We start from the raw sequence: 13630 nt of genomic DNA, 5'->3' as shown, positions 1-13630 counted from the left end.
AGCGGAGTGTTGTTACACCATGATGGACAGCTTACGCACGGCTGCTAACAGTCTCGTGCTCAAGATTATTTTCGGTATCATTATCGTGTCGTTCATATTGACCGGCGTGAGCAGTTACCTTATTGGCGGTGGCGCAAACTACGCCGCAAAAGTGAATGGCCAGGAGATCAGCCGTGGTCAGTTCGAGAATGCTTTTGCCGGTGAACGTAACCGTATGCAGCAACAGCTGGGCGACCAATTCTCTGAACTGGCGGCGAATGAAGGGTATATGAAGACCCTGCGCCAACAGACGCTGAATCGTCTTATCGACGAAGCGCTGCTGGATCAGTATGCCAAAAAACTGGGCCTTGGCATCAGCGACGAGCAGGTGAAAAAAGCGATCTTCGCCACTCAGGCCTTCCAGTCTAACGGGAAGTTCGACAACGCGCGTTACAACAGTATCGTCAACCAGATGGGGATGACGGCCGATCAGTACGCTCAGGCGCTGCGTAACCAGCTGACCACCCAGCAGCTCATCAATGCCGTTGTGGGCACCGATTTCATGCTCAAAGGTGAAACGGACGAACTGGCGGCGCTGGTGGCGCAACAGCGCGTTGTACGCGAAGCGACAATTGATGTGAACGCCCTGGCGGCGAAACAGCAGGTAAGCGACGCTGAACTGAACGCTTACTACGAGCAAAACAAGAATTCCTTTGTTTCCCCAGAGCAGTTCCGCGTGAGCTACATCAAGCTGGATGCGGCCGCGCTGCAGGAAAGCGCGTCTGACGCGGAAATTCAGTCTTACTACGACCAGCATCAGGATCAGTTCACACAGCCGCAGCGTAACCGCTACAGCGTGATCCAGACCAAAACCGAGGCTGAGGCCAAAGCGGTACTGGACGAGCTGAGCAAAGGCGCTGATTTCGCCACCGTTGCGAAAGCGAAATCTACCGACATTATCTCTGCGAAAAACGGCGGTGATATGGGCTGGCTGGAAGACGCCACCACGCCGGACGAGCTGAAAAATGCCGGTCTGAAAGAGAAAGGCCAGCTTTCAGGCGTGATTAAGTCTTCAGTTGGTTTCCTGGTCGTGCGTCTGGACGACATCACCGCGGCAAAAACCAAGCCGCTGGCTGACGTTCGCGACGATATCGCGGCGAAAGTGAAGCAGGAAAAAGCGCTGGATGCCTACTACGCGCTGCAGCAGAAGGTAAGCGATGCGGCCAGCAACGACAACGAATCGCTGGCAGGCGCAGAGCAGGCGGCGGGCGTGAAGGCGGTTGAGACCGGCTGGTTTGGCCGTGACAACCTGCCGGAAGAGCTGAACTTCAAACCGGTTTCTGATGCCATCTTCAACGGTGGTCTGGTGGGTGAGAACGGCACGCCGGGCAGTAACTCTGACATCATTACCGTCGACGGCGATCGCGCGTTTGTGCTGCGCGTCAGCGAGCACAAGCCAGAAGCGGTTAAACCGCTGGTGGACGTGAAGGATCGGGTTGTCGCTCAGGTTAAGCACAACAAGGCGGAACAGCAGGCGAAACTGGATGCTGAGAAGATTCTGTCCGATCTGAAAGCGGGTAAAGAAGACGCGCTGAAAGCGGCTGGCCTGAGCTTCGGTGAAGCGAAAACGCTGAGCCGTACCGGTCAGGACCCAATCAGCCAGGCCGCGTTTGCTCTGACTCTGCCTGCGAAGGACAAGCCAAGCTTCGGTACCACTACCGATGCGCAGGGTAACGTCGTCCTGCTGGCGCTGGATGAAGTGAAAGCCGGCACCCTGCCGGACGCGCAGAAGAAGGCGATGGTTCAGGGCATTACCCAGAACAATGCCCAGATTGCCTTCGAAGCCATGATGAGCAACCTGCGTAAAGAAGCCAAAATCAAGCTGGGCGATGTCATGACTCAGCAGCAGTAATTACGCGTCTGCTCGCAGATTTTCGTAACGCTCTGCAATAACTAAAGGCCGCCTTCGCGGCCTTTTCCATTTCTGCAATCTGCTGTTTGTGCCGGTTTTCGCAGGCGGCTATCGTGACGTGGCTGTCAACAAACAAGGAGAAAACAGCATGAAACGTGGAATCAAAGCACTGTTAATTACGCTGGCTATCGCCACCACCGGAATGAGCGCTGGCGCGCTGGCGGCGACGCCCGCCGCAAAGCCACAGGCTACGCAGAGCAGGTCCGACGCGGCAGCGCAGGTGCAGGGGCAAACCAAAGCGGCTGACGTCGGTAAAAATGCGGATGATGACGGTACGCGGGTCAGCATCAATTCGGCCTCTGCGGAAGATCTGGCCCGCGCGATGAACGGTGTCGGCCTGAAAAAAGCGCAGGCTATCGTCAGCTACCGTGAAGAGTATGGTCCTTTCAAAACGGTCGACGATCTCAAACAGGTGCCGGGCATGGGCAGCGCGCTGGTTGAGCGCAACCTCTCACACCTGACGTTGTAATTACGCAATTTCTTGCACTGCGGCAAAATTTTGCCAGGATAAAGAGGTCATACCAGTTATGACCTCTCATCCTACAATAACAGTAAAGGCTATTGCGCTATGCAGACAAAAATCAAAGTACGCGGTTTCCATCTCGACGTTTACCAGCATGTGAACAACGCTCGCTATCTTGAGTTTCTTGAAGAAGCGCGCTGGGACGGGCTGGAAAACAGCGAAAGCTTTCAGTGGCTGACCGCGCACAACATCGCGTTCGTGGTCGTCAATATCAACATCAACTACCGGCGCCCGGCCGTGCTGGGCGATGTGCTCACGGTAACCAGCCAGGTGCAGCAGATCAATGGCAAAAGCGGGGTGTTAAGCCAGGTAGTGACGCTCGATCCGGAAGGGCAGATGGTCGCTGATGCGCTGATCACCTTTGTCTGTATCGATCTGAAAACGCAGAAAGCGCTGCCGCTGGAAGGGGAGTTGCGGGAAAAGCTGGAGTTGATGATCGCCTAAGACATACTCAGGGGGCCCGTGCTGCCGGCAGGTGTTTTGCGGCAGCACGGCCAGATAACGCTATTTAAGCCCGGTCTTTTTCTGCATGGCTGCCATCACGCCGACTTTATCGGCCAGATAGTGGTTCAGCCCGTTAGCGCGAAGATTACAGGCCGCGCACTGGCCGCAACCGTCGCCTTTGATGCCGTTATAGCAGGTGAGGGTTTCACTGCGAACCAGATCCAGCTTGCCCCAGTAGTCCGCCAGCGCCCAGGTTTCGGCTTTATCCAGCCACATGAGCGGGGTTTCAAAGCGCGTCTCTTTCGCCATGCCCAGATTGACGGCGTGGTTTAACGCTTTCACGAACTCATCACGGCAGTCCGGGTAGCCGGAGAAGTCAGTCTCGCATACGCCGGTGATCACCGCTTCGGCTTTTACCTGGTAGGCATAGATCGCCGTCAGGGTCAGGAAAAGAATATTACGGCCCGGTACGAAGGTATTTGGAATACCGCTGGCATCGGGTTCGTAGTCCGGAACGGGAATACTGTCCCGGGTGAGGCTGCTCACGGCCAGTTCATTTAGCAGCGTAACGTCCAGCACCTTGTGCGCGCGTGCGCCAAGTTTCAGGGCAAGTTCACGCGCAACGTCGATTTCAGCGCGATGACGCTGACCATAATCGAAAGTGACGCAGTGAACTTCATCGTATTGATGGAGAGCCTGAACCAGGCAGGTAGTAGAGTCTTGTCCTCCGCTGAACACGACGACGGCACGTTTCATAAATCATCTCGACTGTTACGGTAAAAACGTTATGTTACCGTCAGACCACGACGGCGACCAGCTTCTTCACGATTTGGGCGCGGGCAGCCAGGCCTCGGTGAAGTCAAACCAGCCGCGGGTGTTGAGGCGAATGCCGTTGACGCCCGGCGGGGCGCTGATTTGATACTGATAATTGAACAGGGGAGTGATCGCCGCCTTTTCCATGAGCCGGGAGAAGATGGCCCTAAGCCCGGCATCTCTGGCCCGTTCGTCGGCCTGAGTCTGTACCGCATCAAGGGTAGCCTGAAGATGAGCATATTGCGGAGCGCTAAGAACGTGGGGCCAGAGGGCATCACAGCGCAGCCACTGCTCAAGCGTATATTCCGGCGCTTCGCCAATCAGCCTGTCGCCCATCATGATGTCGGCGTCCGCCAGTTGCTGGCACCCGTCCCAGGTTTTTGCGTCGTGAAAGATAACCCTAAGTTCGCAGCCCTGCTGTGCAAGGTACTGTTTTAGCTGGCGCGCCATCGTGTGTAACTCAACCGGTAAATGATAAATCAGGGTTAGTTTCTTCGGCAGAGGGACATGAGCTAAATCTGGCCACTGAGGGATCGCCCAGCCGGGGAGCAACTCCTCTGTTGGGGTAATCAGCCCTTCATTAAGCGGAAGCGTATGCAGAAGCGTCGAGAGATGAATGATGTTGATGAGTCGACGAGCCTGCATGTCGCTCAGGCGAGGGCTTTGCTTCAGGGTGAGGTAGCAGAAGCCCAGACTGGTGCTGTTCGTCACCAGGCGCAGGCTCTTCAGTTCATCCGGCTCGCCAATGGCGATCTGCACCGGATGGCGACAGCTGGTCCCTAACCCCTGGTCAAACAGCGACGGCGTGATCCAGTACTCGATAGCCTTAAGCAGCGGATGGCTGAGGTGGTACTGTTCGTGGCTTTCCAGGCGAACCAGATCCGGCTCATACACGCTGAGTCTGAAAGGGCCGCTGCCCGTCATGGGCAGGTCGGGATGTGCAAGCCGGCTACAGTAGGTGGCCAGGCGGTGTGCCAGCCAGTAATCCGGCTGGTGCAGCGTAAAGGTCAGACACTGGGGGTGGGTAACGTCAACGCGTAACACGCTCTGGAACAGTTTGCGCAGGGCAGGCAAGGCAAAAAGCGCTTTAAGGCTTTGCTGAAGCTGCCCGGTTTCGATTTTATCGCCGTTATGCCAGTGCAGCGTGGAACGAATGTAGAAATGCCAGCGCAGCCCGTCAGCGGAGACCTCCCAGTGATGCGCCAGATCGCCGGTGGGTTCGCTGCTGTTACCGTTAAATCGCGTCAGTCCGGAGAAGACCTGTCCTGCCAGATGCTGCTCCGCCCGGCCGGGTAAAAACCCCGGCTGAAGCGGATCCAGCGAGCGGTAATAGGGAATGCGCAGCGTCGGCGTGTCGTTTTGCCACTGCCCGCCTAAAAACGGATGCAGCAATGACCGTAATTCAGCGGGGGCAAGCTGGGCAAGCTCAAGCGCGTTGTGCTGCTCGCCCCGCTTCAGCGCCTCCTCCATCATCGTATTGCGCAGAGACTCAGGCGCGACGTGGAACGTCAGCTCACCCCGCTTGCCGCGGCCAGACTGCGCTCGCCAGCTCAGCCAGCCCGCCTCCTGCGCCTGACGCAGCAGCGTTCGGACATGACGCTCGCTGCAAAAACAGCGGGCGGCAAGTTCGCTGATGGTGACCTGTTGCGTTGCTCCCAGGGAAGGCTGCCACAGGCGGTGATACTGGTTGAGTCGATTGAGCTGGCGCATAAGAAACCCGGAACAATAATTATCATCTATTCACTATTACTTCCGTATATCTCACACGATACTGATGCACAAGTTAATCGCATCACATTTCGGGAGTAATCATGGCTCGGCTCGCTGCATTTGATATGGACGGTACGCTGTTAATGCCGGATCACCGTTTAGGGGAGAAGACCCTGAACACGCTGAAGCGCCTGCACGAGCGTAATGTCACCCTGACGTTTGCCACCGGGCGTCACGTGCTGGAAATGCGCCATTTGCTGGGCGCGTTTTCCCTCGACGCTTTTCTGATTACCGGCAACGGGACGCGAATTCACTCCGTAGAAGGCGATGTGCTGTACCGACAGGATCTCAACCCGGAAGTGGCGGACATCGTGATGCACAGCACCTGGGACACGCAGGCCAGCATCCACGTCTTTAACGATCGGGGCTGGTTTACCGGTCATGAAATCCCGGATTTGCTGCACGCGCATGTTTACAGCGGCTTTAAATACCAGCTTGTCGATCTGCGTCGGATCCCCGCCCATGCGGTAACCAAGATCTGCTTCTGCGGCGATCATGACGATCTCTGTCGCTTACGGATCCAACTGAATGAGGCGCTGGGCGGCCGGGCGCATTTAACCTTCTCGGCGGTGGATTGTCTGGAGGTGCTGCCGGTGGGCTGTAACAAAGGCTCCGCGCTGGCGGTGTTGAGCGACCATCTGGGCTTAACGATGCAGGAATGCATGGCGTTTGGTGACGCCATGAACGACCGCGAAATGCTGGGCAGCGTGGGCCGCGGTCTGATTATGGGGAATGCAATGGCGCAGCTGAAAGCAGAGCTTCCCCATCTGCCGGTTATAGGGCACTGTCGCAACGAAGCCGTGTCCCATTTTTTGACGCATTGGCTGGACAACAACAACCTCCCTTATTCCCCCGAATAGCGAGATCCTTCCAGCAAGCCAGACTTCGGTCTGGCTTTTTTTTATTTCAGCAGCTGTGCGATCTGCGCTTTCCACGGTGAGATGTCGCCGATGTTGGCCTGCACCCACTCCGCGTTGTAGTAGGTCTCAAGATAACGCTCGCCGCTGTCGCACAGCAGCGTGACGATGGAGCCGGTGCGACCCGCTTCGCGCATACGTGCGGCAAGCTGCAGCGCGCCCCACATATTTGTGCCCGTCGATGCGCCCACCTTGCGCCCCAGCTGCGTTTCCAGCCAGTGCGCGGTTGCCACGCTGGCGGCATCCGGCACGCGCAGCATCTCATCCACAACGTCAGGTATGAAAGAGGGCTCCACGCGCGGGCGGCCAATCCCTTCAATTTTGCTGCCCACCGGGCTGCGCAGCCTGGCGTCGCGGTTTTGCCAGTAGTCGAGGAACACGGAGTTCTGCGGGTCAACCACCATCAGCTGAGTATCATAGCCCTGACAGCGGATGTAGCGTCCAATGGTCGCTGACGTGCCGCCGGTACCGGCGCTCATGACAACGTACGACGGAACCGGGTGCGGCTCGTGGGTCATCTGGCGGAAAATACTGTCGGCAATGTTGTTATTGCCGCGCCAGTCCGTCGCCCGCTCGGCGAAGGTGAACTGGTCCATATAGTGGCCGTTGAGTTCACGGGCCAGCATTTCAGAGGCCGCGTAGATTTCGCAGGCGCTTTCCACGAAGTGGCAGCGGCCGCCGTAAAATTCGATCTGTTCGATTTTGCGTTTTGCGGTGCAGGACGGCATCACCGCGATAAACGGCAGGCCCAGCAGGCGGGCGAAATAGGCTTCGGACACCGCCGTAGAACCGGATGAGGATTCAATGATGGTGGTGCCTTCTTTGATCCAGCCGTTACATAAGCCGTATAAAAACAGCGAGCGCGCCAGGCGATGCTTCAGGCTACCGGTCGGATGGGTGCTTTCGTCTTTCAGATAGAGCTGAATGCCGTCAAATCCCGGCAGGGAAAGGCGAATCAGGTGGGTATCCGCCGAGCGCTGATAGTCGGCATTGATTTCGCTGATCGCATGTTTAACCCAGGTGCTATTCATCGTAATTATCCGTTTGTCATTTTGTGCCCAGCATAGCGAAAAGCACAGAAAAAATTGTTGCTATCTGGCCTTTAAAATAGAATAGAGGGAGAAAAATTTTCTCTTTGAGGTGGCTATGCTAGATAAAATTGACCGCAAGCTCCTTTCATTGCTGCAAAGTGACTGTACCCTCTCTTTGCAGGCGCTGGCAGATGCCGTTAATCTGACCACCACCCCGTGCTGGAAGCGCCTTAAGAAGCTGGAAGATGACGGCATTCTTCTGGGGCGCGTCGCGTTACTCGATCCCGAAAAGCTGGGGCTTGGGCTGACGGCATTTGTGCTGATAAAAACGCAGCATCACAGCAGCGAGTGGTATTGCCGCTTCGTGACTCAGGTGTCTGAGATGCCCGAAGTGCTCGGTTTCTGGCGTATGGCCGGCGAGTACGATTACCTGATGCGCGTCCAGGTGGCCGACATGAAGCGCTATGATGATTTCTACAAGCGGCTGGTGAACAGCGTCCCGGGCTTATCGGACGTCACCTCAAGCTTCGCCATGGAACAGATTAAGTACACCACAGCCTTACCCATTGAATAACTACGTAAAATACCTTCAGGAACAAACCGCGTGCGATTATTTGCCCAATTAAGCTGGTACTTTCGTCGGGAGTGGCAACGCTACCTCGGCGCAGTCGCCCTGCTTATCATTATTGCCATTCTGCAGCTGATCCCGCCGAAAGTGGTGGGCTACGTCGTGGATGGCGTCACCGAACAGCATTACACCACCGCACGGGTGTTGATGTGGGTCGGCACGCTGGTGCTGACGGCGGTGATTGTCTATCTCCTGCGCTACGTCTGGCGCGTGCTGCTGTTTGGTGCGTCCTATCAGCTGGCCGTTGAGCTGCGTGAAGATTTTTACCGTCAGCTGAGCCGACAGCATCCCGAATTTTATCTGCGCCACCGCACCGGGGATCTTATCGCCCGCGCCACTAACGATGTCGACAGGGTGGTCTTTGCCGCCGGGGAAGGGGTGCTGACGCTGGTGGACTCGCTGGTGATGGGCTGTGCGGTGCTGATCGTGATGTCCACGCAGATCAGCTGGCAGCTGACCCTGCTCGCCCTGCTGCCGATGCCGATCATGGCGCTGGCGATCAATCGCTATGGCGAACAGCTGCACGAGCGCTTCAAGCTGGCGCAGGCGGCGTTTTCGTCTCTGAACGATCGCACCCAGGAGAGCATGACCAGCATCCGCATGATCAAAGCGTTTGGCCTGGAAGACCGGCAGTCTGCGCTGTTTGCGGCCGATGCCGCAGATACCGGGGCGAAGAACATGCGCGTCGCGCGTATCGACGCCCGCTTTGACCCGACGATCTATATCGCGATTGGCATGGCAAACCTGCTGGCGATTGGCGGCGGCAGTTGGATGGTGGTGCAGGGCACGCTGACCCTGGGGCAATTGACCAGCTTTGCGATGTATCTGGGGCTGATGATCTGGCCGATGCTGGCGTTGGCCTGGATGTTTAACATCGTGGAGCGCGGCAGCGCCGCCTATAGCCGCATCCGCGCCATGCTGGCCGAAGCGCCGGTGGTTATTGACGGTAGCGACGCGTTACCGGAAGGACGCGGCGTCATGACTGTCGACGTCCGTCAGTTTAGCTATCCGCATACGGCGCATCCGGTACTGGAAAACGTGAGTTTTACCCTTCAGCCAGGGCAGATGCTGGGCATCTGCGGCCCGACGGGTTCCGGGAAAAGTACCGTGCTCTCCCTGCTTCAGCGCCACTTTGACGTCACCGAGGGCGATATCCGCTTCCATGATATTCCCCTGACCAGGCTGCTGCTTGACGAGTGGCGTGGCCGCCTGGCGGTTGTCAGCCAGACGCCGTTCCTGTTTTCGGACACCGTGGCGAACAACATTGCCCTTGGACGCCCCGGGGCGACGCAGGAAGAGATTGAACAAGTGGCGCGTTTAGCCAGCGTACATGATGATATTTTGCGTCTGCCGCAGGGCTACGAAACGGAAGTTGGGGAACGCGGCGTCATGCTGTCCGGGGGGCAAAAACAGCGTATCTCCATTGCCCGCGCGCTGCTGCTGAATGCCGAAATCCTGATCCTGGACGACGCGCTGTCCGCCGTGGACGGCCGTACCGAGCATCAAATTCTGCATAACCTGCGCCAGTGGGGAGACGGACGGACGATAATCATCAGCGCCCACCGCCTGTCCGCGCTCACCGAAGCCAGCGAAATTCTGGTCTTACAGCACGGGCACATTGCCCAGCGCGGGCAGCATGACGCGCTGGCCGAGCAGCCGGGCTGGTATCGCGATATGTACCGCTATCAGCAGCTTGAAGCGGCATTGGACGATGCGCCGGAGCAGGATGAGGAGGCCGCCAATGCGTAAGCTCGGAACGATGTGGCCGACGCTCAAACGTCTGGTGGCCTACGGCTCGCCGTGGCGTAAACCGCTCTCGGTTGCCGTGCTTTTACTCTGGATTGCGGCGATTGCAGAGGTGAGCGGTCCGCTGCTCATCAGCTATTTCATCGACAATATGGTCGCCAAAAGCTACCTGCCGCTCGGGCTGGTGGCGGGCTTAGGCGTGGCCTACGTGGGCTTACAGCTGACGGCAGCCGGGCTGCACTATGCCCAGTCGCTGCTGTTTAACCGTGCCGCCGTGGGCGTTGTTCAGCAACTGCGTACGGATGTGATGGACGCGGCGCTGCGCCAGCCGCTCAGCGAGTTTGATATCCAGCCGGTCGGGCAGGTGATCTCGCGCGTCACCAACGATACCGAGGTGATCCGCGATCTGTACGTCACCGTGGTGGCGACCGTATTGCGCAGCGCGGCGCTGATTGGCGCGATGCTTGTCGCGATGTTCAGCCTCGACTGGCGCATGGCGCTGGTGGCAATCACTATCTTCCCGGCGGTGCTGATCGTCATGGTGATTTACCAGCGCTACAGCACGCCAATCGTGCGTCGGGTGCGCGCCTACCTGGCCGACATCAACGACGGCTTCAATGAAGTGATCAACGGCATGAGCGTCATCCAGCAGTTCCGCCAGCAGGCGCGCTTTGGCGAGCGGATGGGCGAAGCCAGCCGTTCACACTATATGGCGCGGATGCAGACGCTTCGCCTGGACGGATTCCTGCTGCGACCGCTGCTGAGCCTTTTCTCTGCGCTGGTGCTGTGCGGGCTGCTGATGCTCTTTGGCCTGAGCTCAAACGGTACGATTGAAGTGGGCGTGCTGTACGCCTTTATTAGCTATCTGGGGCGCCTCAACGAGCCGCTGATCGAGCTCACCACCCAGCAATCGATGCTGCAGCAGGCGGTCGTCGCCGGTGAGCGCGTGTTTGAGCTAATGGACAGGCCGCGGCAGGCCTACGGCGATGACGAGCGTCCTCTGAAAAGCGGGGCTATCGCCTTTGATAACGTCTCGTTTGCCTATCGCGAAGACCGTCTGGTGCTGCAGGACATCACGCTTGACGTTCCGTCGCGCGGTTTCGTCGCGCTGGTGGGGCATACCGGCAGCGGCAAGAGCACGCTGGCCAGCCTGTTAATGGGCTACTACCCGGTTACGCACGGCGAAATCCGCCTCGACGGACGCCCGCTCGCGTCGCTTAGCCACACGGTGTTGCGCAAAGGCGTTGCGATGGTGCAGCAGGATCCGGTCGTGCTGGCCGATACTTTCTACGCCAACGTCACCCTGGGGCGGGACTATTCAGAGGCGCAGGTTTGGGCGGTGCTGGAAACGGTGCAGCTGGCGGAGCTGGCGCGCGGGTTCAGCGAGGGGATCAATACCAAGCTGGGCGAGCAGGGCAACAATCTCTCCGTGGGGCAAAAGCAGCTCCTGGCGCTGGCGCGCGTCCTGATTGAAACGCCGCAGGTGCTGATTCTTGACGAAGCCACGGCCAGCATTGACTCCGGCACCGAGCAGGCCATCCAGCAGGCGCTGGCTGCCGTGCGCGACCATACGACGCTGGTGGTGATTGCCCACCGCCTCTCCACGATCGTCGACGCGGATACCATTCTGGTGCTGCATCGCGGACAGGCCGTGGAGCGCGGCACGCACCGTGAGCTGCTGGAAGCAAAAGGGCGCTACTGGCAGATGTACCAGCTGCAGCTGGCGGGCGAAGAGCTGGCCGCCAGCGTGCGCGATGAAGAGTCGCTTAGCGCCTGATGCACTAAAATGAGGCGCCGCGCTAACGGTCATTCCTGTTGGTGCAAAACTGAAACGCACCCTGCACCGGCATGGTGCGTTTTTTTTCGCCTCTTCATTTATCAAGACCGTATAACGCTCATCGCATCGCTATTCCTTCCCGTTTTCATTTCTGGCACACCCCTTGCAATACCTTCTGCGTAAGCTGCGGCCATTACCGAATTCTGACTGGAGGGGATCTATGAAGCTGGTTACGGTTGTAATCAAACCATTCAAACTCGAAGACGTGCGTGAAGCGTTGTCTTCAATGGGTATTCAGGGACTGACTGTCACCGAAGTGAAAGGCTTTGGTCGTCAGAAGGGTCATGCCGAGCTTTATCGCGGGGCGGAATACAGCGTTAACTTTCTGCCAAAAGTAAAAATTGACGTTGCGATTGCTGACGATCAGCTTGATGAAGTGATTGATGTCATTAGCAAAGCGGCCTACACCGGCAAAATTGGCGACGGCAAAATTTTCGTTGCCGAACTGCAGCGCGTCATTCGCATCCGTACCGGCGAATCTGACGAAGCGGCACTGTAAGTTACTCCTGGCACACAGTGATAGGGATCGAGAAAATGAAGATAGCAACACTTAAAACGGGTCTGGGTTCGCTGGCACTGCTGCCGGGCCTGGCGCTGGCGGCTACTCCTGCGGTGGCAGACAAAGCCGATAACGCCTTTATGATGATCAGCACCGCGCTGGTGCTGTTCATGTCTATTCCGGGCATTGCCCTCTTTTACGGCGGCCTGATCCGTGGCAAAAACGTTCTCTCCATGCTGACGCAGGTTGCCGTGACGTTTGCACTGGTCTGCGTGCTGTGGGTGGTTTACGGCTACTCGCTGGCGTTCGGCACGGGCAATGCCTTCTTTGGCAACTTCGACTGGGTGATGCTGAAGAATATTGAGCTGACCGCGCTGATGGGCAGTTTCTATCAGTACATTCACGTGGCGTTCCAGGGCTCGTTTGCCTGCATTACCGTCGGGCTGATCGTCGGCGCGCTGGCGGAGCGTATTCGGTTCTCTGCGGTCCTGATCTTTGTGGTGGTCTGGCTGACCCTCTCCTATGTGCCGATTGCGCACATGGTGTGGGGCGGTGGTCTGCTGGCGACGCACGGCGCGCTGGACTTTGCGGGCGGTACCGTTGTTCACATCAACGCCGCGGTTGCGGGTCTGGTGGGTGCCTACCTGATTGGCAAGCGCGTGGGCTTCGGTAAAGAAGCGTTCAAACCGCACAACCTGCCGATGGTCTTTACCGGTACGGCTATCCTCTACTTTGGCTGGTTTGGCTTCAACGCCGGTTCTGCAAGCGCAGCAAACGAAATCGCCGCGCTGGCCTTCGTGAATACCGTTGTGGCCACGGCGGGTGCAATCCTCTCCTGGGTGTTTGGCGAGTGGGCCGTTCGCGGTAAACCGTCACTGCTGGGTGCCTGTTCCGGTGCGATTGCCGGTCTGGTTGGCATCACGCCAGCGTGTGGTTATGTCGGCGTGGGCGGCGCGCTGCTGGTCGGCCTGGTGTCCGGTCTGGCGGGTCTGTGGGGCGTGACCGCACTGAAACGTCTGCTGCGCGTGGACGATCCTTGCGATGTGTTTGGCGTGCACGGCGTGTGCGGCATCATCGGCTGTATCATGACCGGTATCTTCGCCGCGAAATCGCTGGGCGGCGTGGGCTACGCGGAAGGCGTCACCATGGTGCATCAGGTGCTGGTGCAGCTGGAAAGTATCGCTATCACCGTGGTGTGGTCAGCCGTTGTCGCGTTCATTGGCTACAAGCTGGCGGACATGACGGTGGGTCTGCGCGTACCGGAAGAGCAGGAACGCGAAGGTCTGGATGTGAACAGCCACGGCGAGAATGCGTATAACGCATAACCAACAGCAAAACGGCAATCTCGATTGCCGTTTTTAATGTTTATTCCCTCTCCCTGTGGGAGAGGGCCAGGGTGAGCAGCTGTGTTTAAAGTCAACAGCTGACGACTAAGCTGCCACCCATTTTTTATTGTCCCGCACCATCGCAT

Annotated in this window: 12 protein-coding genes; 9 read left to right on the top strand and 3 right to left on the bottom strand. The window is 57.9% G+C overall.

All coding sequences use genetic code 11. The annotated features are described in order from the left end of the window. The first annotated feature begins 19 nt into the window (after nucleotides 1-19). From ppiD to L6R44_RS23000, 3 genes are all read left to right on the top strand, one after another. Nucleotides 20-1891, top strand: coding sequence for a peptidylprolyl isomerase (gene ppiD, locus L6R44_RS23010; RefSeq protein WP_237425528.1), 1872 nt, complete (start codon nucleotides 20-22; stop codon nucleotides 1889-1891). 148 nt (nucleotides 1892-2039) lie between these two features. Continuing rightward, the gene (locus L6R44_RS23005; protein ID WP_032638486.1) at nucleotides 2040-2420 is read left to right on the top strand and encodes a helix-hairpin-helix domain-containing protein; all 381 of its coding nucleotides are present in this window, start codon (nucleotides 2040-2042) and stop codon (nucleotides 2418-2420) included. A 99-nt stretch (nucleotides 2421-2519) separates the two neighbouring features. Continuing rightward, nucleotides 2520-2918 carry a YbgC/FadM family acyl-CoA thioesterase gene (locus L6R44_RS23000; RefSeq protein WP_023310574.1) on the top strand — a complete coding sequence of 133 codons (399 nt, stop codon included), beginning with the start codon at nucleotides 2520-2522 and terminating at the stop codon, nucleotides 2916-2918. Between the two features lie 60 nt (nucleotides 2919-2978). Here L6R44_RS23000 and queC read toward each other — a convergent pair whose 3' ends face one another. Both queC and L6R44_RS22990 read right to left on the bottom strand, forming a co-directional pair. Continuing rightward, entirely contained in the window at nucleotides 2979-3674 is a 696-nt protein-coding gene (gene queC / locus L6R44_RS22995) for a 7-cyano-7-deazaguanine synthase QueC (protein WP_032646166.1), read from the bottom strand. 66 nt (nucleotides 3675-3740) lie between these two features. Beyond that, entirely contained in the window at nucleotides 3741-5441 is a 1701-nt protein-coding gene (locus tag L6R44_RS22990) for an SgrR family transcriptional regulator (protein WP_237425527.1), read from the bottom strand. A gap of 101 nt (nucleotides 5442-5542) precedes the next feature. Here L6R44_RS22990 and cof point away from each other — a divergent pair, with 101 nt between their 5' ends. Continuing rightward, nucleotides 5543-6361, top strand: coding sequence for an HMP-PP phosphatase (gene cof / locus L6R44_RS22985; protein ID WP_237425526.1), 819 nt, complete (start codon nucleotides 5543-5545; stop codon nucleotides 6359-6361). Nucleotides 6362-6402: 41 nt separating this feature from the next. On the opposite strand, the gene L6R44_RS22980 is transcribed toward cof, so the two are convergent. Continuing rightward, on the bottom strand, nucleotides 6403-7449 hold the full coding sequence (locus tag L6R44_RS22980; RefSeq protein ID WP_237425525.1) for a PLP-dependent cysteine synthase family protein: 1047 nt from the start codon (nucleotides 7447-7449) through the stop codon (nucleotides 6403-6405). 115 nt (nucleotides 7450-7564) lie between these two features. Between L6R44_RS22980 and L6R44_RS22975 the strand changes: the two genes are divergently transcribed. The 5 genes from L6R44_RS22975 to amtB all read left to right on the top strand — a co-directional run bounded on the left by L6R44_RS22975 (nucleotide 7565) and on the right by amtB (nucleotide 13484). Then, nucleotides 7565-8023: an Lrp/AsnC family transcriptional regulator gene (locus tag L6R44_RS22975; RefSeq protein WP_008503307.1), complete on the top strand. Its 459-nt coding sequence runs from the start codon at nucleotides 7565-7567 to the stop codon at nucleotides 8021-8023. Between the two features lie 30 nt (nucleotides 8024-8053). Continuing rightward, nucleotides 8054-9826: a SmdA family multidrug ABC transporter permease/ATP-binding protein gene (locus L6R44_RS22970; RefSeq protein ID WP_237425524.1), complete on the top strand. Its 1773-nt coding sequence runs from the start codon at nucleotides 8054-8056 to the stop codon at nucleotides 9824-9826. Next, entirely contained in the window at nucleotides 9819-11600 is a 1782-nt protein-coding gene (locus L6R44_RS22965) for a SmdB family multidrug efflux ABC transporter permease/ATP-binding protein (protein ID WP_237425523.1), read from the top strand. The genes L6R44_RS22970 and L6R44_RS22965 overlap by 8 nt, the downstream gene beginning before the upstream one ends. Nucleotides 11601-11820: 220 nt before the next feature. Next, on the top strand, nucleotides 11821-12159 hold the full coding sequence (gene glnK / locus L6R44_RS22960; protein WP_008503304.1) for a P-II family nitrogen regulator: 339 nt from the start codon (nucleotides 11821-11823) through the stop codon (nucleotides 12157-12159). A 35-nt stretch (nucleotides 12160-12194) separates the two neighbouring features. Beyond that, a complete protein-coding gene (gene amtB, locus L6R44_RS22955) occupies nucleotides 12195-13484 on the top strand; it encodes an ammonium transporter AmtB (protein WP_237425522.1) in 1290 nt (429 codons plus the stop codon). The last annotated feature ends 146 nt before the right edge of the window (nucleotides 13485-13630 follow it).

This window comes from Enterobacter cloacae complex sp. ECC445 (genome assembly GCF_021892025.1).
Taxonomy (GTDB): Bacteria; Pseudomonadota; Gammaproteobacteria; order Enterobacterales; family Enterobacteriaceae; genus Enterobacter; species Enterobacter chengduensis.
The sequence above is the reverse complement of the archived record's forward strand: the minus strand, read 5'-3'. Positions and strand labels throughout refer to the sequence as shown.